Source organism: Streptomyces sp. JJ66, from assembly GCF_019303495.1.
In the GTDB taxonomy this organism is placed as follows: Bacteria; Actinomycetota; Actinomycetes; order Streptomycetales; family Streptomycetaceae; genus Streptomyces.
In genome coordinates this window covers 17656-39968 of record NZ_JAEVFI010000003.1, presented here as the reverse complement: position 1 = coordinate 39968, position 22313 = coordinate 17656, and the positions used below count along the sequence as shown (strand labels likewise).

At 71.4% G+C, this 22313-nt stretch carries 20 protein-coding genes; 17 read left to right on the top strand and 3 right to left on the bottom strand.

Annotated elements, in window-relative coordinates; translation table 11 throughout:
• Window positions 1-159 precede the first annotated feature (159 nt).
• The 8 genes from rimP (at window position 160) to JJV70_RS03665 (ending at window position 8578) form a co-directional block, all read left to right on the top strand.
• Window positions 160-693 carry a ribosome maturation factor RimP gene (rimP, locus tag JJV70_RS03700; protein WP_219046226.1) on the top strand — a complete coding sequence of 178 codons (534 nt, stop codon included), beginning with the start codon at window positions 160-162 and terminating at the stop codon, window positions 691-693.
• Between the two features lie 2 nt (window positions 694-695).
• Window positions 696-1709 carry a transcription termination factor NusA gene (gene nusA, locus JJV70_RS03695; RefSeq protein ID WP_219046225.1) on the top strand — a complete coding sequence of 338 codons (1014 nt, stop codon included), beginning with the start codon at window positions 696-698 and terminating at the stop codon, window positions 1707-1709.
• Window positions 1710-1860: 151 nt separating this feature from the next.
• A complete protein-coding gene (locus tag JJV70_RS03690; protein WP_219046224.1) occupies window positions 1861-2148 on the top strand; it encodes a YlxR family protein in 288 nt (95 codons plus the stop codon).
• A 161-nt stretch (window positions 2149-2309) separates the two neighbouring features.
• On the top strand, window positions 2310-5333 hold the full coding sequence (gene infB / locus JJV70_RS03685; RefSeq protein WP_219046223.1) for a translation initiation factor IF-2: 3024 nt from the start codon (window positions 2310-2312) through the stop codon (window positions 5331-5333).
• Window positions 5334-5606: 273 nt separating this feature from the next.
• Complete coding sequence (locus tag JJV70_RS03680; RefSeq protein WP_219046222.1) at window positions 5607-5903, top strand: DUF503 domain-containing protein; 297 nt, start codon at window positions 5607-5609, stop codon at window positions 5901-5903.
• 85 nt (window positions 5904-5988) lie between these two features.
• Entirely contained in the window at window positions 5989-6492 is a 504-nt protein-coding gene (gene rbfA / locus JJV70_RS03675) for a 30S ribosome-binding factor RbfA (RefSeq protein ID WP_219046221.1), read from the top strand.
• A gap of 2 nt (window positions 6493-6494) precedes the next feature.
• Complete coding sequence (gene truB / locus JJV70_RS03670) at window positions 6495-7427, top strand: tRNA pseudouridine(55) synthase TruB (protein WP_308294667.1); 933 nt, start codon at window positions 6495-6497, stop codon at window positions 7425-7427.
• Window positions 7428-7624: 197 nt separating this feature from the next.
• Window positions 7625-8578 (top strand): bifunctional riboflavin kinase/FAD synthetase, encoded by a 954-nt coding sequence (locus tag JJV70_RS03665; protein WP_219046220.1) that lies wholly within the window; start codon window positions 7625-7627, stop codon window positions 8576-8578.
• A gap of 125 nt (window positions 8579-8703) precedes the next feature.
• Here JJV70_RS03665 and JJV70_RS23135 read toward each other — a convergent pair whose 3' ends face one another.
• On the bottom strand, window positions 8704-11505 hold the full coding sequence (locus JJV70_RS23135) for an SCO5717 family growth-regulating ATPase (RefSeq protein WP_219046219.1): 2802 nt from the start codon (window positions 11503-11505) through the stop codon (window positions 8704-8706).
• Window positions 11506-11729: 224 nt separating this feature from the next.
• Here JJV70_RS23135 and JJV70_RS03655 point away from each other — a divergent pair, with 224 nt between their 5' ends.
• A complete protein-coding gene (locus tag JJV70_RS03655; RefSeq protein ID WP_219046218.1) occupies window positions 11730-12416 on the top strand; it encodes a hypothetical protein in 687 nt (228 codons plus the stop codon).
• A gap of 115 nt (window positions 12417-12531) precedes the next feature.
• Here JJV70_RS03655 and JJV70_RS03650 read toward each other — a convergent pair whose 3' ends face one another.
• Together JJV70_RS03650 and eccE are read right to left on the bottom strand one after the other, a co-directional pair.
• Entirely contained in the window at window positions 12532-13233 is a 702-nt protein-coding gene (locus tag JJV70_RS03650; RefSeq protein WP_219046217.1) for a hypothetical protein, read from the bottom strand.
• On the bottom strand, window positions 13230-14444 hold the full coding sequence (gene eccE / locus JJV70_RS03645; protein WP_308294666.1) for a type VII secretion protein EccE: 1215 nt from the start codon (window positions 14442-14444) through the stop codon (window positions 13230-13232). Before eccE ends, JJV70_RS03650 begins: the two co-directional genes overlap by 4 nt.
• Before the next feature lie 393 nt (window positions 14445-14837).
• Between eccE and eccB the strand changes: the two genes are divergently transcribed.
• From eccB to JJV70_RS03605, 8 genes are all read left to right on the top strand, one after another.
• The gene (gene eccB, locus JJV70_RS03640) at window positions 14838-16349 is read left to right on the top strand and encodes a type VII secretion protein EccB (protein WP_219046215.1); all 1512 of its coding nucleotides are present in this window, start codon (window positions 14838-14840) and stop codon (window positions 16347-16349) included.
• A complete protein-coding gene (mycP, locus tag JJV70_RS03635; protein ID WP_219046214.1) occupies window positions 16349-17641 on the top strand; it encodes a type VII secretion-associated serine protease mycosin in 1293 nt (430 codons plus the stop codon). The genes eccB and mycP overlap by 1 nt, the downstream gene beginning before the upstream one ends.
• Before the next feature lie 44 nt (window positions 17642-17685).
• On the top strand, window positions 17686-17919 hold the full coding sequence (locus JJV70_RS03630) for a DUF397 domain-containing protein (RefSeq protein ID WP_219046213.1): 234 nt from the start codon (window positions 17686-17688) through the stop codon (window positions 17917-17919).
• Between the two features lie 114 nt (window positions 17920-18033).
• Window positions 18034-18468, top strand: a complete 435-nt coding sequence (locus JJV70_RS03625; RefSeq protein ID WP_219046212.1) for a hypothetical protein — start codon at window positions 18034-18036, stop codon at window positions 18466-18468.
• A gap of 21 nt (window positions 18469-18489) precedes the next feature.
• Complete coding sequence (locus JJV70_RS03620; protein WP_219046211.1) at window positions 18490-20112, top strand: hypothetical protein; 1623 nt, start codon at window positions 18490-18492, stop codon at window positions 20110-20112.
• A gap of 202 nt (window positions 20113-20314) precedes the next feature.
• Window positions 20315-21427, top strand: a complete 1113-nt coding sequence (locus JJV70_RS03615) for a S8 family serine peptidase (RefSeq protein ID WP_257573325.1) — start codon at window positions 20315-20317, stop codon at window positions 21425-21427.
• Between the two features lie 78 nt (window positions 21428-21505).
• Entirely contained in the window at window positions 21506-21835 is a 330-nt protein-coding gene (locus JJV70_RS03610; RefSeq protein ID WP_219046209.1) for a WXG100 family type VII secretion target, read from the top strand.
• 38 nt (window positions 21836-21873) lie between these two features.
• Complete coding sequence (locus JJV70_RS03605) at window positions 21874-22164, top strand: WXG100 family type VII secretion target (RefSeq protein ID WP_219046208.1); 291 nt, start codon at window positions 21874-21876, stop codon at window positions 22162-22164.
• The last annotated feature ends 149 nt before the right edge of the window (window positions 22165-22313 follow it).

Here is a 22313-nt window from a genome sequence, read left to right as displayed (position 1 = left end):
GACCGGACGGGCCTGGTCCACCCGAGCGGCGGCACGGGAGCGTGCGGGTCGGTGACGTTGGTGGGAGGCGCTAGGCTGTCCCCGGTCACGCCGGGACGTGCGCGGCGACGCCGTCTTTACCGCCCGGACAACAGCAGACGCGGCCGAGGAGTCACCCGGATGAGCACCACCCAGAACGACCGGCTGCGCGGGCTGCTGGAACCGCTCGTCACCGAGCGCGGGCTGGACCTGGAAGAGCTGACCGTCACCCCCGCCGGCAAGCGCCGCGTGCTCAAGGTCGTCGTGGACTCCGACGACGGCGTGGAGCTGGACGCCTGCGCCGAACTGAGCCGCGCCTGCTCCGCGGTGCTGGACGAGCACGACGCGATGGGCGCCGCGCCCTACGTGCTGGAGGTGACCTCCCCCGGAGCCGACCGGCCGCTGACCGAGCCGCGGCACTACCGCCGTGCCGTGGGCCGCCTGCTGGCGCTGCGGCTGCACGAGGGCGGTGACCTCACCGCCCGTCTGCTGGCCGTGGACGACGCCGGGCTCGATCTGGAGGTCCCCGGCGTGAAGGGCCGCAAGCCGACCGCGCACCGGGTGGAGTTCGGCGAGATCGCCCGGGCCAGAGTCGAGATCGAGTTCAGCCGCCCGGGCAAGAAGAGCGACAGCAGCGGCGCCGCCGCGCGCGACGAGAACGACGAGGAGGCGTAGCCGTGGACATCGACATGAGTGCCCTGCGGGGACTCGTACGGGAGAAGGAGATCTCCTTCGACCTGCTGGTCGAGGCGATCGAGGCCGCGCTCCTCATCGCCTACCACCGCACCGAGGGCAGCCGCCGCACCGCCCGCGTCGAGCTGGACCGCCACAGCGGCCACGTGACGGTGTGGGCCACCGAGGACCCGGCCGACCTGCCCGAGGGCGCCGAGCCGCGCGAGTTCGACGACACCCCGAGTGGTTTCGGCCGCATCGCCGCCACGACGGCCAAGCAGGTCATCCTCCAGCGCCTGCGGGACGCCGAGGAGGAGCTGACCTTCGGCGAGTACGCGGGCCGGGAGGGCGACATCGTCACCGGCGTCGTGCAGCAGGGCAAGGACCCGAAGAACGTGCTGGTGGACATCGGCAAGATGGAAGCCATCCTGCCGCCGCAGGAGCAGGTGCCCGGTGAGGACTACCGGCACGGCACCCGGCTGCGCTCCTACGTGGTGCGGGTCGCCAAGGGGGTGCGCGGCGCGTCCGTCACCCTCTCGCGCACCCACCCGAACCTGGTGCGCAAGCTGTTCGCGCTGGAGGTGCCGGAGATCGCCGACGGCTCGGTGGAGATCGCCGCCGTCGCCCGGGAGGCCGGTCACCGCACGAAGATCGCCGTGCGCTCCACCCGGTCCGGGCTCAACGCCAAGGGCGCGTGCATCGGGCCGATGGGGGGCCGGGTGCGCAACGTCATGGCCGAGCTGAACGGCGAGAAGATCGACATCGTCGACTGGTCGGACGACCCGGCCGAGCTGGTGGCCAACGCCCTGTCCCCGGCGCGGGTGAGCAAGGTGGACGTTGTCGATGAGGACGCCCGCTCCGCCCGCGTCACCGTGCCCGACTACCAGCTGTCGCTGGCGATCGGCAAGGAGGGCCAGAACGCCCGGCTCGCCGCCCGCCTCACCGGCTGGCGCATCGACATCCGGCCGGACACCGCTGACGCAGCCCCGGAGGGTGAGGCCGCAGGGCCCGGAGCGTAGCGGGCCGTACCCCGGGAGAGTGGTGTGCGGCACAGGCACCGGGCGCCCCGGCGGCGCCCGGCACGCCCCGTGCCCGGCGGTCCGCTCGGACGGCGACGCCGTGGTTACCCCCCGCCAGGGGAACCATCACGCAGGGAGGTAGACTTCAACAGTGTCTGGCCGGACGCGAACCCGCGCCTGCCCCGAACGCACCTGCGTGGGGTGCAGGAAACGCTCGGCCAAGGCCGATCTGCTGCGTGTGGTGGTGATCGAGGGCGCATGTGTCCCCGATCTTCGCGGTACGCTGCCCGGCCGGGGTGCGTATGTGCATCCCAGCCTTGCCTGCCTCGACCTGGCGATCCGCCGCCGGGCGTTCGCACGGGCCTTCCGCCGGAAGGGCCGCGCCGGAACGCTCACAGCGGATGCCGTGCGTCGGCGCGTGCAGCAGGCGCAACCGTAAGAAGACCCGTACGTCCGTCAGGCGGACTGCGGGACGAGGTACCTCGCGAGTCGGAAGTAGGTCGAGATTGCGATGAGCACTCGATGAGTACGCGATGAGTACGCCCATGCACAAGTAGCGAAGGTCCGGCGGCGCCCACCCCGGACCGTCTAAGGAGCGAAGTGGCTAAGGTCCGGGTATACGAGCTCGCCAAGGAGCTTGGAGTGGAAAGCAAGGTCGTCATGGCCAAGCTCCAAGAACTCGGCGAATTCGTCCGTTCGGCGTCCTCGACCATCGAGGCGCCGGTCGTGCGCAAGCTGACCGACGCGTTCGGCGCGTCTGGCGGCGGCACGAAGAAGTCGGCGAAACCCGCCGCGAAGCCGGCGGCACCGCAGAAGTCCAGCGCCCCCAAGCCGGGTGCGCCCAAGCCGGGGGCCACCGCCCGTCCGGCTGCCCCCAAGCCGGGCGCCCCGCGCCCGTCCGCGGCCCCCAAGCCGGGCCCGGAGACCCCTCGCCCCGGCGGCGAGGCTCCCAAGCCGGGCCCCGAGGCCCCCAAGCCGGGGCCCGCGGCGCCCAAGGCGCCGGCGCCGAGCCCCGCGGCCTCGGCCCGTCCCGCCGCGCCCAAGCCCAGCCCCTCGCGGCCGGAGTTCACCGCGCCGCCCGCCGGCCAGGCCGGTGGCCAGGCCAGCGGCCAGGCTGGCCCCAAGCCCGGCGCGCGTCCGGGCGCCCCGAAGCCGGGTGCGCCCCGTCCCGCGGCGCCCGGCGCCAAGTCCGGCGGCCGTTCATCCGGCCCGCGTCCGGGCAACAACCCCTTCACCTCGGGCGGTAACACGGGCATGGCCCGTCCGCAGGCCCCGCGGCCCGGCGGCGCTCCCAAGCCCGGCGGCCGCCCCGGCGGTCCCGGTGGCCCCAGCGGCCAGGGAGGCCCGCGTCCGCAGGCTCCCGGCGGCGGCCGTCCCTCGCCGGGCAACATGCCCCGTCCGCAGGCCGCCGGTGGTGGCCCGCGTCCCGGCGGTGGTCCCGGCGGCCCGCGTCCGAACCCGGGCATGATGCCGCAGCGTCCTGCCGCAGGGCCGCGTCCCGGCCCGGGACGCGGTGGTCCCGGCGGCCGTCCCGGCGGTCCCGGCGGCCGCCCCGGTGGCGGCGGCCGTCCCGGTGGCGGCGGCGGTTTCGCCGGACGTCCCGGGGGTGGCGGTGGCTTCGCCGGCCGTCCCGGTGGCGGCGGTGGTGGCCGTCCCGGTTTCGGCGGACGCCCCGGCGGTCCCGGCGGCCGTGGCGGCACCCAGGGTGCGTTCGGCCGTCCCGGCGGTCCGGCGCGTCGTGGCCGCAAGTCGAAGCGGCAGCGGCGCCAGGAGTACGAGCAGATGCAGGCGCCGTCCATCGGCGGCGTGATGCTGCCGCGCGGCAAGGGCGAGACGGTTCGCCTGTCGCGTGGTGCCTCCCTCACGGACTTCGCGGAGAAGATCAACGCCAACCCGGCGTCGCTCGTCCAGGTGATGTTCAACCTGGGTGAGATGGTCACCGCCACGCAGTCGGTGCCGGACGAAACGCTCACGCTCCTCGGCGAGGAGATGAACTACGTCGTCCAGATCGTCAGCCCGGAGGAGGAGGACCGCGAGCTGCTGGAGTCCTTCGACATCGAGTTCGGCGAGGACGAGGGCGGCGAGGAAGCGCTCGTCTCCCGTCCGCCGGTGGTGACCGTCATGGGTCACGTTGACCACGGTAAGACCCGCCTGCTCGACGCGATCCGCAAGACGAACGTCATCGAGGGCGAAGCCGGCGGCATCACCCAGCACATCGGTGCCTACCAGGCGGCGACGGAGGTCAACGGCGAGGAGCGCCGCATCACCTTCATCGACACCCCCGGTCACGAGGCGTTCACCGCCATGCGGGCCCGTGGTGCGAAGTCCACGGACATCGCCATCCTGGTCGTCGCCGCCAACGACGGCGTGATGCCGCAGACGATCGAGGCGCTGAACCACGCCAAGGCGGCCGACGTGCCGATCGTCGTCGCGGTCAACAAGATCGACGTCGAGGGCGCCGACCCGACCAAGGTGCGCGGCCAGCTCACCGAGTACGGGCTGGTGGCCGAGGAGTACGGCGGCGACACCATGTTCGTCGACATCTCCGCCAAGCAGGGCCTGCACATCGACAGCCTGCTGGAGGCCGTCGTCCTCACCGCGGACGCCTCCCTCGACCTGCGCGCCAACCCGGAGCAGTACGCCCAGGGCATCGCCATCGAGGCCCACCTCGACCGCGGCCGCGGTGCCGTGGCCACGGTGCTGGTCCAGCGCGGCACCCTGCGGGTGGGCGAGACGATGGTCGTCGGCGACGCCTACGGCCGCGTGCGCGCCATGCTCGACGACAAGGGCAACAACATCACCGAAGCCGGGCCCTCCATGCCCGCGCTCGTGCTGGGCCTGACCAACGTCCCCGGAGCGGGCGACAACTTCCTGGTGGTGGACGAGGACCGCACGGCCCGCCAGATCGCCGAGAAGCGCGCTGCCCGTGAGCGCAACGCCGCCTTCGCCAAGCGCACCCGCAGGGTCTCCCTGGAGGACCTGGACAAGGTGCTCAAGGCGGGCGAGGTCGAGCAGCTCAACCTCATCATCAAGGGCGACGCGTCCGGTTCGGTCGAGGCCCTGGAGTCCTCGCTGCTCCAGCTCGACGTCGGCGAGGAGGTCGATATCCGGGTGCTGCACCGAGGCGTCGGCGCGGTCACCGAGTCGGACATCAACCTCGCCTCCGGCTCCGACGCCATCGTCATCGGCTTCAACGTCCGCGCCGAAGGCCGCGCGACGCAGATGGCCGAGCGCGAGGGCGTGGACGTCCGGTACTACTCGGTCATCTACCAGGCGATCGAGGAGATCGAGGCAGCCCTCAAGGGCATGCTCAAGCCGGAGTACGAAGAGGTCGAGCTGGGCACGGCGGAGATCCGTGAGATCTTCCGCAGCTCCAAGCTGGGCAACATCGCCGGTGTCCTCATCCGCTCCGGCGAGGTCAAGCGCAACACCAAGGCCCGCCTGCTGCGCGACGGCAAGGTCGTCGCGGAGAACCTCAACATCGTGGGTCTGCGCCGGTTCAAGGACGACGTCACCGAGATCCGCGAGGGCTTCGAGGGCGGTATCAACCTCGGCAGCTACAACGACATCAAGGTGGACGACATCATCGCCACCTACGAGATGCGCGAGAAGCCGCGGGTCTGACCCGGATTAGCGGTGCGCTGACGCGGGCGGCCTGGCGCCGCCCGCGTCAGCTCGCCGTAGCGGCATCGGCCCGGGGCGGGTGCGCCGAGCAGCACGCTCGGCGTGGTCCGTCCCGGGCTCGCCGCTGTCCCCGGCCCGGCGTTTGAAGATCCGTTTAATACGTCGAGGCGGGGTCTCGGGTACGTGTACGGTTTCAGGTGTTCCACACGGACCGCCTGGCCCCTTGCCGGACCAGCGGATGAGGCCTCACGGGTCGGCTTTGACCCGCACCGCATGTATGTAGGGACGCTGTCCTTCGACCTGCTGCTCGGCGACGTGCGTTCGCTGAAGCAGAAGCGTTCAGTCGTCCGCCCGATCGTCGCCGAGCTGCAGCGCAAGCACGCCGTCAGCGTCGCGGAGGTGGGCGAACAGGACCTGTTGCGCCGCGCCCGCCTCGGGCTCGCCGTCGTCTCGGGCGACGCGGCCCACGCCGTCGATGTGCTCGACCACTGCGAGCGCCTGGTCGCCGCCCGCCCCGAGGTGGAGCTGCTGTCCGTGCGACGGCGCTTCCACGGCGAGGACGACGACTGACCCACCCCGCCGCCGCGCGCGCCGCACCCGCGGCCGCCCGGCGGCCCACCCTTCGACCCATGACCGGAACGGAAAGAGTGATCACATGACCGACACCGCGCGGGCCCGCAAGCTGGCTGACCGCATCCGGGTGGTCGTCGCCGAGACCCTGCAGCGACGGATCAAGGACCCGCGGCTCGGCTATGTCACGATCACCGACACCCGCGTCACCGGTGACCTGCGGGAAGCGACCGTCTTCTACACCGTCTACGGAGACGACGACGAGCGCACCGCCTCCGCCGCCGCACTGGAGTCCGCCAAGGGCGTACTGCGCTCGGAGGTCGGACGCCAGACCGGAGTGCGCTTCACCCCGAGCCTGACCTTCGTCCCCGACGCCCTCCCGGAGAACGCCCGCACCATCGACGACCTGCTGGCCCGGGCCAAGGAGTCCGACGCCCAGGTGCGGGCGGGCGCCTCTGGCGCCTCCTACGCGGGCGAGGCGGACCCGTACCGCAAGCCCGGCGCTGACGCTGATGACCCAGCTGACCCCGCTGACCCAGCTGACCCAGCTGACCCCGATGACGCCAGCGAAGACGGCGAGGACGCCTGACCGTGCCCCCCGGCCCACCGACCCCGCAGCCCTCCGGCGGCGCGCGCCCCGCGCCGCCGGACGGGCTCGTCATCGTCGACAAGCCCACCGGCTTCACCTCCCACGACGTCGTCGCCAAGATGCGCGGCATCGCCCGCACCCGCCGCGTCGGGCACGCCGGGACGCTCGACCCCATGGCCACCGGCGTGCTCGTGCTCGGCCTGGGCAAGGCCACCCGCCTGCTCGGCCACCTCGCGCTCACCGAGAAGGAGTACGTCGCCACCATCCGCCTCGGCCAGAGCACCGTGACCGACGACGCCGAGGGCGAGATCACCGCCGTCACCCCGGCTCACGGTCTCGCGCGCGAGGCGATCGACGCCGCCGTGGCGCGGCAGACCGGTGCCATCCAGCAGGTGCCGTCCAAGGTCAGCGCCGTGAAAGTGGACGGCAAGCGCTCCTACGCCCGCGTCCGCCAGGGCGAGGAGGTGGAGCTCGCGGCCCGTCCCGTCACCGTCTCCTCCTTCACCGTGCACCGCGTCGGCCAGGAGCAGGCCGAGGACGGCACAGCGGTGACGGACCTGCTGGTCTCCCTCGTCTGCTCGTCCGGCACCTACGTGCGCGCCATCGCCCGCGACATCGGCGCCGACCTCGGCACCGGTGGCCACCTCACCGCGCTGCGCCGCACCCGCGTCGGCCCCTACGCCGTCACCGCGGCCCGCACGCTGGACCAGCTGCAGGGGTCACTGGAGGTGCTGCCGCTAGCCGAGGCTGTCAGCCAGGCGTTCCCGCGCTGGAACGTCGGCGAGCGGCAGGCCCGCCTCATTGGCAACGGCGTCCAGCTCGACATGCCTCAGCTGCCTCCTGGCCCCGTGGCCGTCTTCGGCCCCGGCGAGCGGTTCCTCGCGCTGGTGGAGGAACGAGGGGGACGGGCCAAGAGCCTCGCCGTCTTCGTCTGAGCCCGCGCCGGTCCGCCCGCGCCGCTCCGCCCGGGACGCGGCTGGCCCGGTCCCGCTGGTCGCTTGCGTCGCTGGGTCGCTTGCGCCGTGCCCGGGCGGCGGGCCGCCGGGGCCGCATGGCACCCTTGGACCGAACGGTAACCCTTACCCATCGACCCATCACATGCGGCATCGGCGTGTGGCGAGGAGCGGGCACAGTGCAGCGCTGGCGTGGTTTGGCGGACATCCCCGAGGACTGGGGGCGCAGCGTCGTCACCATCGGCTCGTACGACGGTGTCCACCGCGGACACCAGCTGATCATCGGCAGGACGGTGCGGCGCGCCCGGGAGCTGGGCGTCCCGGCCGTCGTCGTCACCTTCGACCCCCACCCGCGCGAGGTGATCCGCCCCGGCAGCCATCCGCCGCTGCTGGCGCCGCACCACCGCCGGGCGGACCTCATGGCCGAGCTGGGCGTGGACGCGGTGCTCGTCCTGCCCTTCACCCCCGAATTCTCCCAGCTGCCGCCCGCCGAGTTCGTCGTCAAGGTGCTGGTGGACCGGCTGCACGCCCGCAGCGTCGTCGAGGGCCCCACCTTCCGCTTCGGCCACCGCGCCGCCGGAGATGTGGAACTGCTCACCGAACTGGGCCGGACCTACGACTACGACGTCGAAGTGGTGGACCTCTTCGCGCGCGGCGAGGCGGGCGGCGGCGAGCCGTTCTCCTCCAGCCTGGCCCGCCGCCTGGTCACCGACGGCGACGTCGCGGGCGCCGCCGAGGTACTGGGGCGGCCGCACCGGGTGGAGGGCGTCGTCGTCCGCGGGGCCCAGCGCGGCCGCGAACTGGGCTACCCCACGGCCAACGTCGAGACGCTGCCCTACACCGCGATCCCGGCCGACGGCGTCTACGCGGGCTGGCTCGTCGCCCTGGGCGAGTCGATGCCCGCGGCCATCTCGGTGGGCACCAACCCCCAGTTCGACGGTACCGACCGCACCGTGGAGGCGTACGCCATCGACCGCGTCGGGCTGGAGCTGTACGGCTGCCACGTCGGTGTTGACTTCCTGGCCTACCTGCGCGGCCAGGAGACGTTTCCCACCCTCGACGCGTTCCTGGCGCGCATGGCGGACGACGTCGAGCGTGCCCGGCGGCTCACGGCCCAGGAGGTGCGGGGCTGAGGCCGACCGTGCGCGGGGGCTGAGCCCGCACGCCGCGCGGAGAGCGGCGCACACCCGAAGGGGGGCACAGCCAGCGTGGCCGTGCCCCCTTCCGTGTGCGGGATGTCCCTCCCGTGCCGGTGCCGCTACTGTTGTGGCCAGCCCTGCCCCTGCCCCGGGGCCGGGTAGCCGGGCTGGCCCCCGTAACCGGGCTGCGGCGGCTGGCCGCCCCCGGGAGCCGGACCCTGCGGCGGCTGGCCCCAGCCCCCGGGCTGCCCCGGGTAGCCGCCCTGACCCGGCATGGGCGGCGCGACCTGCGGCGGCGGCTGGTTCGACCCGTCCTGCGTCCACAGGCCCTGCGACTGCTGGTGCCGCGTGATGTCCTCGGCGATCAGCGCGGCGAGGTTGAAGTACGCCTCGCGGGTGCGCGGCCGCATCAGGTCCAGGTCCAGCTCCGCGCCGGCCGACAGGTGCTCGTCGAACGGCACTACGACGACCTCACGGCAGCGCGTCTTGAAGTGCGCCACGATGTCCTCGACGCGGATCATCTTGCCCGTCTCCCGGACCCCGGAGATGACGGTGAGACTGCGCTGCACCAGCTCCCCGTAGCCGTGCGCCGCGAGCCAGTCCAGCGTGGTGCTCGCGCTGCTCGCGCCGTCCACCGAGGGCGTGGAGATGACGATGAGCTGGTCCGCCAGGTCCAGCACGCCGCGCATCGCCGAGTACAGCAGGCCGGTGCCCGAGTCGGTGAGGATGATCGGGTACTGCTGCCCCAGGACGTCGATGACGCGGCGGTAGTCCTCGTCGTTGAACGTCGTGGAGACGGCCGGGTCCACGTCGTTGGCGAGGATCTCCAGACCGGAGGGCGCCTGCGAGGTGAACCGGCGGATGTCCATGTAGCTGGTCAGATGCGGGATCGCGGTGACCAGGTCGCGGATCGTCGCGCCCGTCTCCCGGCGCACGCGGCGGCCCAGCGTGCCCGCGTCCGGGTTGGCGTCGATCGCGATGACCTTGTCCTGCCGCTCGGTGGCGAGCGTGGCCCCGAGCGCGGTGGTGGTCGTCGTCTTCCCGACGCCGCCCTTGAGGCTGATGACCGCGATCCGGTAGCAGGAGAGGACCGGCGTGCGGATCAGCTCCAGCTTGCGCTGCCGCTCCGCCTCTTCCTTGCGTGCGCCCAGGCGGAACCGCGTACTCGGCTTGCCGCTGCTTTGCGGGCGCGGCTTGCGCTTCTGGTTCAGCAGGCGGTCGGAGCTCAGCTCCACGGACGCCGTGTAGCCCAGCGAGCCGGGCTGGGCGTGGGGCTGGCGCGGGTCCGGCCAGGCGTGACCCGCGCGCGGGTCAGTCTGCTGCGCTGGTGGCTGGCCAGGTGGGTGGGCGTGGTGCTGCGCCGGGGGCGGGGCTGGGTGGGCGGCAGGCGGTGCCTGGGGGTGGGGCTGCGGGGAATGGTGCGGGCCGGGAAGGTGCGGGGGCTGCTCGGCGGGCGCAGGCTGGTGCGGCCCTGGCGCCTGCGGAGGCTGGGCCTGCGGCTGCTGCCCGGGATGTGCGTGCGGCCCCGGAGACTGCGGCTGCGGTACGGGCGCATGCTGCCCGGCGCCCGGCTGCGGAAGGCCGGGCTGCGGTGGGGGCTGCTGGCCGGGCGCCCATGGCTGACCGGGCGCCCCGGGGTGGGGCTGCGGGCCCGGCTGAGCCTGGGGGCCGGGTGGGGCCTGGCCGGGGTGGGGGAAGCCGTACCCGCCGGGCTGCTGGGCCTGAGCCCCGGGCGTCTGCTGCTGGCCACCGGGTGCGGCGGGCGGAGGCAGGGGGAAGCCGTAGCCGCCGGAGGGTGCTCCGTCCTGCGATACGGGCGGCTGCGGGACACCTTGCGGGGGCGATTGCGGGGTGGGCTGCGGGAAGCCGTATCCGCCCTGCGGGGGCGGTGTTATGCCGTCACCGGTGCGCGGGTAGCCGTATCCCCCGGGCGCCGGGGCGGGCGGGGCCGAGGGCGCGGGCGGGGCGGCGGGCTGGAACTGCGGCGGCAGCGGGGGCAGCGCTCCCGGGCCGTCGGCCAAAGGAGCGGGCGGCGCCTCGCTCCAGGGCCGTCCGGGAGGCGGCGCGTCCTGCGGCCCCGGGGAACCATCGGCGCGGTCGGCACCGTCCTGGGAGGTGGCTGACGCCGCGTCGGACGCGTCATCAGCGGTGGCCGCCGCCGTGTCGGTGACCTCGACGGCTTCCTCGGCCCCGGGCACCGCGTCCCCGGCCGCGTCCGGGTCGGCACCGGTGTCGGCCGGAGCAGCGGGCATGCCGTCGGCAGGTGAGGTGCCATCGGCACCGTGCGCGGTCTCGGCAGGCGGAGTGGGCTCCGGGGTGGCACCGGCGACGGGCTGGGCCTCGGGCGCGGGGGCGGGCGGGGCGTCGGCGGTGGTGCTGGCGCCGGCCGGCTCGTCCGGCTGCGAGGGCTCCGCGGACCGTTCCCGGGCCTGCTCCGGCCCCGTGCCCTCCGCCTGGCGGGCCTTCTGGGCGTCCCGCTCGGCGAACTCACGGCGCAGGGCCGCCGCCGAGATGCGCATCGTCTTCCCGCTCAGCTCCTCTTCCTCCGCCTCCGGGGCCAAGGGCGCCGAAGGCGTCACGGGAGGCGTGGGCGGGGGCGGTACGGGGGCCGGGGGAGTGGCGCCCGGCGTTTCCGGGGCCGACTGCGGCGCCGACGGGGCGGTGGGCGTCACCGGAGGCGCGGGCGCCTGCGGCGGTGGAGGCGGCGTCTGGGGGACGGGCGCCGGATGCGACGGCGTCTCGTACCCGGGCGGAGGCGGCGGCACCTGTCCGTACGCGGGGGCCGCGGATCCGCCGTTCTCGGTGTACCAAGCGGGCGGCGTGTAGTCGATGGTGAACTCGCCCGTGGTCTCCAGCTCGGTTTCAGGCTCCTCGCCGGGGGTGATCCCGTCGCCGTGGATCTCGTCCCGGTCGCTGTTCACAGTGCTGCCTCCCGCTGATCTGGTCACTCACCCGGTTCCCCGGTACCCCCGGCTGTGGGCGCCTCCCCGGCCCGTGAGCCGTACGACCCCCCAGCCTAGACGCCGTACCCGGTGCCGCGGCAGGCCGGTCCGCATCGTTACCCCGCAGCGGGGCGGCCCGTTGGACCGGGCATATTGGACGTGTCGAACCCGACCGTCCGCGTCACCCACCGGAGTACCACATCGTGACTGTTACCGTCCGCCGTCTCGCCGCCGCCGGTCTGAGCGCCGCCCTCTTCGCCGGCCTCAGCGGCTGCGGGAGCGCGGAGAACGAGGAATCCCCGGAAGACCGTGCCGCCGCGCTGATCAACCAGGTCAACGCGGCGATGAAGAAGACGAGTTTTCACTCGACCGGGACCACCACCGCCTTCGCCGACAGCAAGCAGGAGACCACCTACGACCCCAAGAAGGGCCTGCGCACCGTCGCCTCCGGAAGCGTCCCCGGGGAGATGTACTGCAAGGACGGACGCAACTACCTCAGCGCCGGGCTGCTCGCCGCCTCCCTGGAGCAGCGGGGCCAATCCGTCGATGTTCCCGAGGAGTTGGCGGACGTCTACGTCTACACCGACACCGGCCAGGACTGCTCCGCCCTGTTCGCCATCGCCGAGTCCGGAAAACTCGCGCCGGAGAAGGACACCGAGGTCAGCGGCAAGCCCGCCACCGCCATCGAGGTCACCGCGCAGGGCACCTCCGACACCTACTACGTCGCCGCCTCCGGCACGCCCTACCTGCTGCGCCTGGAATCGGAACGCGGAGGCCAGAAGTCCACCACGGCGTTCGGTGACTTCGGCGAGCCCACCGACGTCACCCTGCCGGACGAGTCCGACACGATGCCGCTGGAGGAGTTCCGGAAGGAGACCGGACAGCAGTAGGCGCCCCACACGCCGCGGACACCCACGTCCGCGGCGCGGTGCCCCTCACGCGGCGGGGCGACGCAGCCAGGCGTCGCGCCGGGGGTGACCGCAGCCGGGAAGGCCCGCTGGTGCGTTAGTCCAGGCGGCGGGCGACGCCCAGCAGGCCCGTCTCGGCGTCCGTGGGCTGGATCATGGCGAACTGCCGGTCCTTCGGCGCGCACCACAGCGTCACGCCGTCCCCCAGCGCGGGCAGCGCCCGCACCTCCTGCGGGGACAGCGCCAGGACGCGGCCCAGCTGCTGTGCCTCCTGCGGCGACACCCGCTGGATGCCCGTCAGGGCCGCGCCGCGCAGCAGCCGCGGCGCGACGGGGCTCAGGTATGGCAACAGCGTCAGCACCGACTGCCACGGCCCCGAGCTGACCCGGCCACGCGGCGGTTTCATCCCGCAGTCCCGCACGACGACGACCGGGCTGCCCACCGTCGCGCCCTGCGCTGGCACCCGGCCGACCTCGTGCACGGACATCGCGCCGCGCACGCCCGCCTCGCCGCCCACCGCGTGCAGCAGCGTCGTCCACACCTGCGGGCGACCGGTCTCCACCGCGATCCGCGCGCCCGTCGCGGCCAGGCGCAGCGCGAGGACCTGGGCCGTCCACAGACCGCCGATGAGCACCACGTCGTAAGGGCGCGGGTGGTGAAAACCCAGTACTGCCGGGCCGCCCTGTGCGTCCACACCGGCGACCACGCCGTCGTCGCCCAGCGGCAGGGTCAGCGCGTCCAGCTGGCTGGCGGGCAGCAGGTGCCGCCCCGTGCCGGGGCCACGGAGTCTGGTCGTCATCGCACACCGCCCAGCGGCAGGGAGGCGAGCACGCCGGGCACCTGCTCGTGGTCCAGCCGGGTGAGGGCGACACCGGCACCCCGTGCCGCCTGCTCCACCTGTTGCCGCAGCGCCGCCAGTTCGGCCTCGCCACAGGCGGTGACGCGTACGTGCCCGGTGATGGCCACCGCCTCATGCGGGCCGCGCGCCAGGGTCAGGCTCAGCGTCGTCGCCAGTGCCGGAAGCGCCGACAGGGCCGCCGCCACCTCCGGCAACGGGCTGCCGCCGGAGCCCAGTTCGGGCCAGCGTCCGATCCCGTACACCGTGTGCCAGCGGTCGTCGCACCGCCAGGCACGCGCCGACTCCGCGGTCCGGCGCACCGGGGTGGCGTCCGGCTGGCCAGCCTGCGCCGTCACCAGCGGGTCCGCCGCCGCCGACGTCGCCAGCGCCGCGACCAGCTCGTCCTCCGTCAGCACCGTGGTGCGGAACCCCGCCCCGGTCAGGCGGCTGGCCACCTGGTCGGCCACACGGGCCAGGGCACGCTGGGCCCCGTCCACGCCGCCACCGCGCGCGTCCACCGCCTCCCGGCACCGCTCCGGGTCCAGCTTCAGCGCCACCCACGTCAACCGCGCCGCTGGCACCCCCGTCTCGCGCTGCAACGGGCCGTAGCTCAGCGCCGCCACCGCCTGCGGCGGCAACGTCGGCGCGGGCGCGGGCTGGGTGTGCTGCACCACCTGCGCGGACTCCAGCCGGATGCCGTCCACCTCCAGCGCGTCATACACCGGTCCCAGCGGCAGCGGGTGCTCGCCGCGCCCGCCGCGCAGCGCCGCGTCCCGCCGCTCGACGCGCACCACGGCGGTCAGGAACGTCTCGTCCCCCACCACCCCGATGCGGCGCCCGTCCCGGTGCGCGTACTCGTGGCAGCGCAGTCGCGGCGCGCACTCCACCACCGGCACGAGTCCGGCGGACACGTCGCGCTCCAGCACCGGCGCGGCGGCCCTGCGACGGCGGCGCAGCGCGAGCGCACCCCCGAGCCACTCCGGCAGCGGGCGTCCGCCCCAGCGGGTCAGCGCGACCAGGACCAGGAAGAACGCGACGACACTGGCGGGCACGAGCAGCCGCTCGTGAACCACCCAGGCGGCCAGCACCAGACCCGCAGCCACCTGAAGCGCCACCAGCTGCCGCACCCGTACCGGACCGAACCGGCCCATGACCGGCTCCCGCGCCAGCACAGCGGGCCCGCCTCCCTGAAGCCCGCGCGCGCTTCCCTGACGGCCCCGCCTCCGGGGGGCCGGACGGCGACCCGTCGCGCCGGACGCCGATGCCGCACCCGCACGCCGACCGCCCGGCGCCCTCCGGCGCCCCGGCGCGCCGCTCCCCACGGTTGCCCGGGACTGGGTGGCACTGCGCCCCATCCCTCTACGCCCCCTTGTGTCCGTCTTCGCCCGCACAGTGGGGGCGGCCTGGCCGGAGCTCACCCTACCGAAGTACGCGTGCCCAGCCCACGGCAGGCATAGTAGGGCCCGACCGAACAGGGAGCGCCCGCGAGGGCTAGCCTTGAGGGCCTTAGGGGCCTTAAGGGCGCTGACTTGGGGGAGCCGGTCAGCGGGGAGGAGCGAGCGCACATGGCATCCAGGCGGGACGAACTCAACGCCTACACCTTCGCGAAGAAGCGTACGGTCGCCTCGTTCCTCCAGCCGACCCCCACCGGAACCGAAGAAGGCGCCCCGCGCCCGCTGCGCGGCTTCCTGCCCGGCCTGATCGTCGGCGCCGTCATCCTCGCCGGCTTCGGCGCCTGGGGGATGTTCAAGCCGAAAGCCCCGGGAAACTGGGACGCCCCCGGCAAGCACGTCATCATCGGCAGCGAATCCACCACCCGGTACGTGGTGCTGAAGACCGGCGACCGCAAACAGCTCCACCCCGTACTCAACTTCGCCTCCGCCCGCCTCCTCCTCGACGGCGCCGGCACGGACATCGTGGAAGTGGACGAGAAGGTCCTCGACAGCGGCAAGGTCCCCATCGGCCCCACCCTCGGCATCCCCTACGCCCCCGACCGCCTCCCCAGCGGCCAGGAAGCCGGGAAGGCCAAGCGCTGGGCGGTGTGCGAACAGCCCGGCGCGGCGGCCGGTTCCGTCCAGCAGGCCACGTTCGTCCTCGCCGAGCGTGACGCGCACCGGGTTGACGGCGCGGGCCGCCTCACCGGCGGCGAGGTCATGTACGTCCAGAGCGCCCAGAGCGACACGCTCTACCTCATCGACGGCTCCGGCACCAAGTACGAGATCAGGACGGAGGAACGCGAGCTGCTGCTGCGCTCGCTCGTGGGCGGTGACAGCAAGCCGCAGCAGGTCAGCGACCAGTGGCTGGGCACCTTCGACGACGGCACCCCGATCGCGTTCCCCGACCTCCCCGGCACCATCGGCGCCCCGGCTGGCGTCCCGGGCCTGGAGGAGTCGGCCAACCGGATCGGCATGGTGCTGCGCGCCCCCACCGGGTCCGGGCCGCAGCACTACGTGGTCCTGGCCCAACAGGTCGTGCCCGTCACCGACTTCACCGCCCGCCTGCTCCTGGACCGCCCCGGCTCGCTGGACCTCGGCCAAAACGGCAAGGCACAAGACGTCGCCGCCCAGTCCTTCACCGCCGCGCCCGCCGCGCAGAGCCCCACCGCGGACCACCACTGGCCGCGGCTGCGGGCCCAGCAGGTCAACCGGGCTTCCGACGCCACCGTGTGCAGTGTGCTGCGCACCGTGAAGGGTGACGGCTCGAAGACCCTGTCCACGTGGACGTCAGACGCCTACCCGGTCCCCATCTCCGACGGCACCACCAGCGCCTACGTCACCCCCGGCTCCGGGCTGCTGTTCCGCCAGTTCCAGGGCAGCAACACCAAGACCGGCGGCACGTTCCTGGTCACCGACACCGGCCTGCGGTACGCGGTGCAGTCGAACTCCGACAGCAGCGCCGAGCAGCAACCCGCCGGAGACGACGCGGAAGACAGCCCCGCGAACGACGTCAACCAGGCCCAGATCCGGCTCGGCTACGAAGACGTCGCGCCCGTGCCCGTACCGGCCGACTGGGCGCAGTTCCTGCCCACCGGCCCGCGCCTGGACACCACCAGTGCCAAGCAGCCACAGGGAGCGTGATGAGGCGTTTGGCAACGCTCCTGGCCGCCGCCCTCGCCGCGGCCCTGCTCACCGCGCCCGCTTCGGCGGCCCCGCGCGTGCTTTCTTCCACCCCGGCCGCGGACGCCGCCCCGCTCACCCTGAGCGCCGGAGCCAGCTGCGAATATCCCGCCGACCCCTACCAGGGCCGCCCCTGGTTCCTCCAGCGCGTGCAGCTGGACCAGCTGTGGGCGCAGAGCAAGGGCGAGGGCGTCCGCGTCGCCGTCATCGACACCGGCGTGGACGCGGATCATCCGCAGCTGGCGGACGCCGTGGACGTCGGCAGCGGCGCCGACCTGATCCCCAAGGACAAGCGGCGCGAGCGCGAACCCACCGGCCCCACCGCCGACCTCGTCGGACACGGCACCAAGGTCGCGGGCATCATCGCCGCCCGGCCCGCCGACAACACCGGCTTCGTCGGCATCGCCCCCGAAGCCACGATCATCCCGATCCGGCAGAACAACGACCAGGGTGCCGGTGACACCACCACCCTGGCCCAGGCGATCCGCCACGCCATCGACGAGGGCGCCGACGTCATCAACATCTCCCAGGACACCACCCAGCCGCTCGCCGCCGACCACCCGCTGAAAGCCGCCATCGACCAGGCTCTGGCCCAGGAGATCGTCGTCGTGGCCTCCGCGGGCAACGACGGCGCGGACGGCAAGGTGAAGAACACCTACCCGGCCTCCTTCCCCGGCGTCCTGGCTGTGGCCGCCTCCGACCGCAACAACGAACGCGCCCTGTTCTCCCAGCGCGGGGAGTTCGTCGGCATCGCGGCGCCCGGCGTCGATCTCGTCTCCACCGTGCCCGGCGGCGGCCACTGCGCCGACAACGGCACCAGCTTCGCCGCGCCCTTCGTCGCCGGAGTCGCCGCCCTGCTCCGCGCGGAACACCCCGAGTGGAAACAGCACCAGATCGTCGCCCAGATCCAGCAGACCGCCGAGCGCGCCATCAGCGGCCGCGACCGCCACGTCGGCTGGGGTGTCGTGGACCCCGTGCGCGCCCTCACCCAGGACGACCGGCCCATCGACGAACCCGTGGCCCGCGAGGGCGTCGAGCAGGCGCCCGTGCCGGAACCGGCCCCGCTCCAGCTCGGCGAGTCCTACGCCGAGCGCAACGAGCGCCTGGGCACCTACGTGTTCCTCACCGGCGCGGTCCTGGTCACCAGCGTCGCCGGTACCACCGTCGTGCTGCGCGACCGCCGTCGCCGCACCGCCGCCGTGGCCTCACCCGATCGGGAACACCCCGCCCCCACCAGCCCGTACAGCCCGTAGGCTGAACCTAAAGCCGACCCAACTAACCCCGAAGGGACCCCCTCATGGCGACCGAACGCGAGAAGGAAGAGCTCTACGCTCTCGACATCTCCGGCGTCGAATGGCTCAGCGCGCCCGACAGCCCCGAGGAGGAGCGCGTCGAGATCGCCCACCTCCCCGGCGGCGGCGTCGCCATGCGCAACTCGGCCGACCCGGACACGGTGCTGCGCTACACGGCCGCCGAGTGGCACGCCTTCGTCCTCGGTGCTCGCGACGGAGAGTTCGACCTCAAGCACTGACCGGGGAACCACCGCCACCGCAGGGGCCGTCCTTACCCCTCGGTTGGCGGTGTCCGTGCCACTGGCTAGAGTGAGCACATCACGTAAACGGGGAAGCGCAGGGGGGAACTTGCCATGGGTCACGACCCCTATGGCGTGCCGATGGGGGCGACGAGCGACTTCAAGCGTGCCGCCGAGACGCTGACGGAGTTCAAGAAGCGCGTTGACGGCATCCTGGACCGCCTGGGCGAGTCCGAGGCCGCCAACAGCCGCCTCAGCAGCCGCGAGGTGCCCAAGGCCTCATACGGTACGGGCTTCGCCGAGGCCGAGGATCTGGCACTGCAGTACGAGAAGGTCCACACTCACCTCACCAACCTCTCCAAGACCTTCGGCGACCAGATCGAAGCCATGGGCATCGCCGTACTCGGCGCCGACATCGGCTTCGACAACCTTGAGGACGACCTCAAGCGCCGGTTCTGGAACATCCATCAGAACACCGCCCAGCACAGCGCGGACGGGGAGCAGGGCGAGGCATCGACACCCAACGGAACGAAGTCCGAGAGTCTCTAGCGGGCAGGGGAGGGAATAACCGTGAGTGAGGAGTACACCGACGAGGAAGCCGTCGAGTTCTTCACCAACTACATCGACACGCGGAGGTTTGTCCAACAGTTCCCCTTCGTCCCCGGCGGCCCGTCGCTCGGTCAGACGGACTGGGAGAACCGTCGGCTCAACGACATGCTCGACATGATCGACGGGGCTAACGCCAGCGACCTCCAGACTGTCGGCGACGCCTTGAAGAACGCCGCCGACTCGATCCGGGACATCGGTGAGGAGATCACCAAGTATTCCGGGGACGTCGAGTGGGAGGGCCAGTCCGCCGAAGCCTTCAAGACCTGGGCACTGGACCTCGGCAAGAACACCGAGAAGCTGGCCACGTACACCGACTACGCCGGTACCCAGATGCAGGTAGCCGCAGAGGGCCTGTCCTCGGTCAAGAGCAGCATGCCGCCACGCGACCCAGAGCCGGGGCCGGGCCTGCCTCTGGACGCGGTGCCGGCCCCGGCCCAGGTCGAGGGCAACGAGAAGTTTGAGGCGGCCCAGAAGAAGGAAGCGGACCGCCAAGAGGCCATCAACCAGATGAACCGCCTCAGCTCCTACTACAAGGTCACCCGAGACCTGATGGCCGCCCAGGAAGAACCCACTTTCGGCTCTATTCCAGACGTGGGCGTGCCGGATCCGCCAAAAAAATCCCCTGGTGCTGGTCAGCCCACAGCGCCGGTCGGCGGCCATGAGCAACAACTTGCGGCGGCAGCCCCGGCGTCTTCGCCGAATACTGGTCACCCACCGAGTTCTGCCAACTTTGCGCCTTCCACTTTCTCTGGTTCAGCAGGACAGGTCCCCGCGGTACAGCAACTAGCAACCTTCGGTGTCAGCCAGCCTGTACACACTGACCTGAACAGCGTCGCCTTGTCCGCTACACCATCGACGGAGGGAACTGTTAGGTCGCCAGGTGCCAGCAGCAGTCCAGCGGTATCCTCTCCAGCTAACGCACTGGCTTCGCCAGTGGTGCCACTCACGAGTCAGCGAACTACGTCGCAAGGAATCACGCGTTCCAAGACCTTGGGCCCCAGAGTGGGCGGTGACCGCTTTCCGGCCAGTCAGTTGGGCGGTTCGGGGAAGAGGCTTCCGTCCTCGGCGGGATACGGACCGAACGCCATGGGGCGTCCACCGCTCTCAGCCTCGCCATCGGGCAGCGGCCGTTCTGACGGCATCTCCGGTGGCCGCCCGCAGGTACAAACGGGAACGCCTGCAGCAGGAGGCCCCCGTGCGCCTCAGGGCACAGTAGTGGGTGGTGAGCGCGCCCCGATGGGACGGGCCCCTATGACTGGAGCGGCACCATCCGCTGGCTCAGGTGTCTCCGGCGGTCGGCCGACTGACCGGCGGCTCGCCACGGAACGGGGTGGCTCTATCGGCGCTCCACAGGCGGACGCTTCTCGAGGCGGACGTCCAACTGCTTTTACGCCAGGAGGAACAGGTCTGGTTCAGGGGGGAGCCGCCAGCGGACGCCAGGGTATGGTCGGTGTGCCGCCGCGGATGGGGTCGAATTCCGCCAAGGAAGAGAACGGAAATCGGTCACGACGGCCTGACTACCTGATCGAAGATGAAAGTACATGGACGCATCAACGTGACGTCGTGCCTCACGTGATCGAGTAGTCAGGATGGAAAGGCGATGACTATAGGGCTGGCCAGTCTGGCAAAAAATTTCGGCGTAAGTAGCAGAGCGCGCTCCCGATGGATTCCGCTTGTGGCAGCGCTCGGAGCCTGGAGTGCTTGCTTTGTTGGAGTAGCCCCTTCCGCCATTGCCGAAGAGGCTCCCACAAAGCAATGGTACCTGGAACCCATGCAAGCCCAAAAAATGTGGGACGTGAGCACGGGGGAGGGGATTACGGTTGCAGTCATCGATTCCGGCGTAAATCCTTCCACTGACGCGCTTGACGGCCAGGTCCTCCCCGGCATCGATAAGTCTCAGACTGGTCGCCCAGGTGACGCTCATCATGATTACCTCGGCCATGGAACAACGATGGCTGAACTCATCGCAGGCACTGGGAAGAACGGCTCGGTTCAAGGTCTAGCCCCCGGGGTGAAGATCTTGCCAATTCGCATTGAAATGAGAGAGGGTGAGCCCGGAAATATTGAATTCGGCAAGAGTTACTCGGCCGATGCCATTCGGGCAGCTGCGGATAGCGAAGCACAGATTATCAATATGTCCTTCGGTAGTGGTCTTGGTGGCGGCGCTTCGACAGCCGAAGCCATCGAGTACGCCGAGAGTAAAGGGAAAATAATGTTCGCGGCGTCAGGGAATGAGCGAGAGGAAGAAGGTGGAGAGGATAATTACAATTTCCCCGCCGGATTTGCGGAAGTGGCATCTGTCGGTGCGTTGAATAGAAGCAACGAGGTAGCTTCTTTCTCTTCCTCAGGTAAAGTGGATCTCACGGCTCCAGGTGTGGATCTGCCAGGATGGTGCAACGAATCGTTCACGGGTTATTGCATTGAGGAGGGCACCAGTCATGCCACCGCGCTCGCCTCTGCCTCGGCGGCGCTGATCTGGGCCGAGCATCCCGACTGGACGGCGAACCAGGTTTTGCGCGTCATGATCGAGACGACGGGTAAGCCGATTGGTAATGGCGGGCGTAAGAGCAAGTATCTCGGCTACGGGGTCATCCGTCCGCGGGAAGTGTTGCTGGAGGGCAAAGGCGACCCCGGCGACCCTGACCAGCATCCGCTCATGAAGGCGAAGGCGGACGACCCCGAGGAATCCTCGGACCCGGGCGAGGAACACGATCCCGAGGAGACCCCGGCGCCGGACGGAGAACTCGACGCCGGCGATGACGGCGCGGCTGACAAGGTGGCCGTGGCGGAACCCGGAAGCGGTGACCGGATGCCCGTCGGCCTGCTGATCGGAGCAGGTGGGGCCGTGGTCGTCGTCGTGGCCGGTGCCATCGTCTTCGCTACTAGGCGCCGCGCCTGAGAACCGAGTGGGCGCCTGGTGGCGTCCCGTCACCAGGAACCATCAAGCACAACCCGCGAGCTCTGAAGGAGGAGCGCAATGGCTGGACAAGGCTTTAAGTCAGAAGAGCAGCAACTCAAAGATCTCATCTCCGAGTGTCAGGGCATGCAGACGACGCTGCAGTCGACGCTCAGCAGGATGAACGCCACGGTGGACTCCGTCGAAAGCGGCTGGAAGGGGTCAGCGTCGGGCGCCTACAACAACTTGCAGAACCAGGCCAACCAGTACGCTCGCAAACTCAACGACAAGCTCCGCTTCATGGAAGAAGCGTTGCAGTTGAGCAAGGACGGCTTCACCGCGAACGAACTGGATCAGATGGAGAACTTCAAGAAGATCCACGGCTCCAGCCCGATCAGCGACTTCATCTGACTCCAACGCCGACGCGCAAGTAGGAACCAGGGGATCACATGACGAACATCGAAGTCAGTTACGGAACCGTCATCAAGGCGTCCGAGGACATCGGCAAGGCAGCGACTGACATCGCTACTGACTTGGAGAACCTGCACAGCAAGGTCATGAAGGTCGTTGCCACGTGGGAGGGTGAGGCTCAGCAAGCCTTCCACGCCAAGCAGACCGGCTGGGAGCAGAACGTGGAAGACCTGAAGAACACGCTTCAGGACATCTCCAAGGCTCTTCTTGGGGCTACTGACGGCTACAGCGGTACAGACCTCAAGGCTGCTCAGCGCTTCCAGAGCTGAGCACCGCTCAACTGCTCTCGTACGAGGGTGGACGCCCGCACGGAGGGGGCGTCCACCCTCGTCGTCGTGTTTGCTGCCGTGAGACGCCGCCTGGTGTAACTGGGTCAGCCGTCTGGGCGCCTCGGTCCGCAGCCTGGCAGCGTGCGGGC

Coding starts and splice junctions, on each gene's coding strand:
- rimP (WP_219046226.1), top strand. CDS start 160: ATGAGCACCACCCAGAACGACCGGCTGCGCGGGCTGCTGGAACCGCTC.
- JJV70_RS03680 (WP_219046222.1), top strand. CDS start 5,607: ATGTATGTAGGGACGCTGTCCTTCGACCTGCTGCTCGGCGACGTGCGT.
- rbfA (WP_219046221.1), top strand. CDS start 5,989: ATGACCGACACCGCGCGGGCCCGCAAGCTGGCTGACCGCATCCGGGTG.
- JJV70_RS03650 (WP_219046217.1), bottom strand. CDS start 13,233: ATGACGACCAGACTCCGTGGCCCCGGCACGGGGCGGCACCTGCTGCCC.
- eccB (WP_219046215.1), top strand. CDS start 14,838: ATGGCATCCAGGCGGGACGAACTCAACGCCTACACCTTCGCGAAGAAG.
- mycP (WP_219046214.1), top strand. CDS start 16,349: ATGAGGCGTTTGGCAACGCTCCTGGCCGCCGCCCTCGCCGCGGCCCTG.
- JJV70_RS03630 (WP_219046213.1), top strand. CDS start 17,686: ATGGCGACCGAACGCGAGAAGGAAGAGCTCTACGCTCTCGACATCTCC.
- JJV70_RS03625 (WP_219046212.1), top strand. CDS start 18,034: ATGGGTCACGACCCCTATGGCGTGCCGATGGGGGCGACGAGCGACTTC.
- JJV70_RS03615 (WP_257573325.1), top strand. CDS start 20,315: ATGTGGGACGTGAGCACGGGGGAGGGGATTACGGTTGCAGTCATCGAT.
- JJV70_RS03610 (WP_219046209.1), top strand. CDS start 21,506: ATGGCTGGACAAGGCTTTAAGTCAGAAGAGCAGCAACTCAAAGATCTC.
- JJV70_RS03605 (WP_219046208.1), top strand. CDS start 21,874: ATGACGAACATCGAAGTCAGTTACGGAACCGTCATCAAGGCGTCCGAG.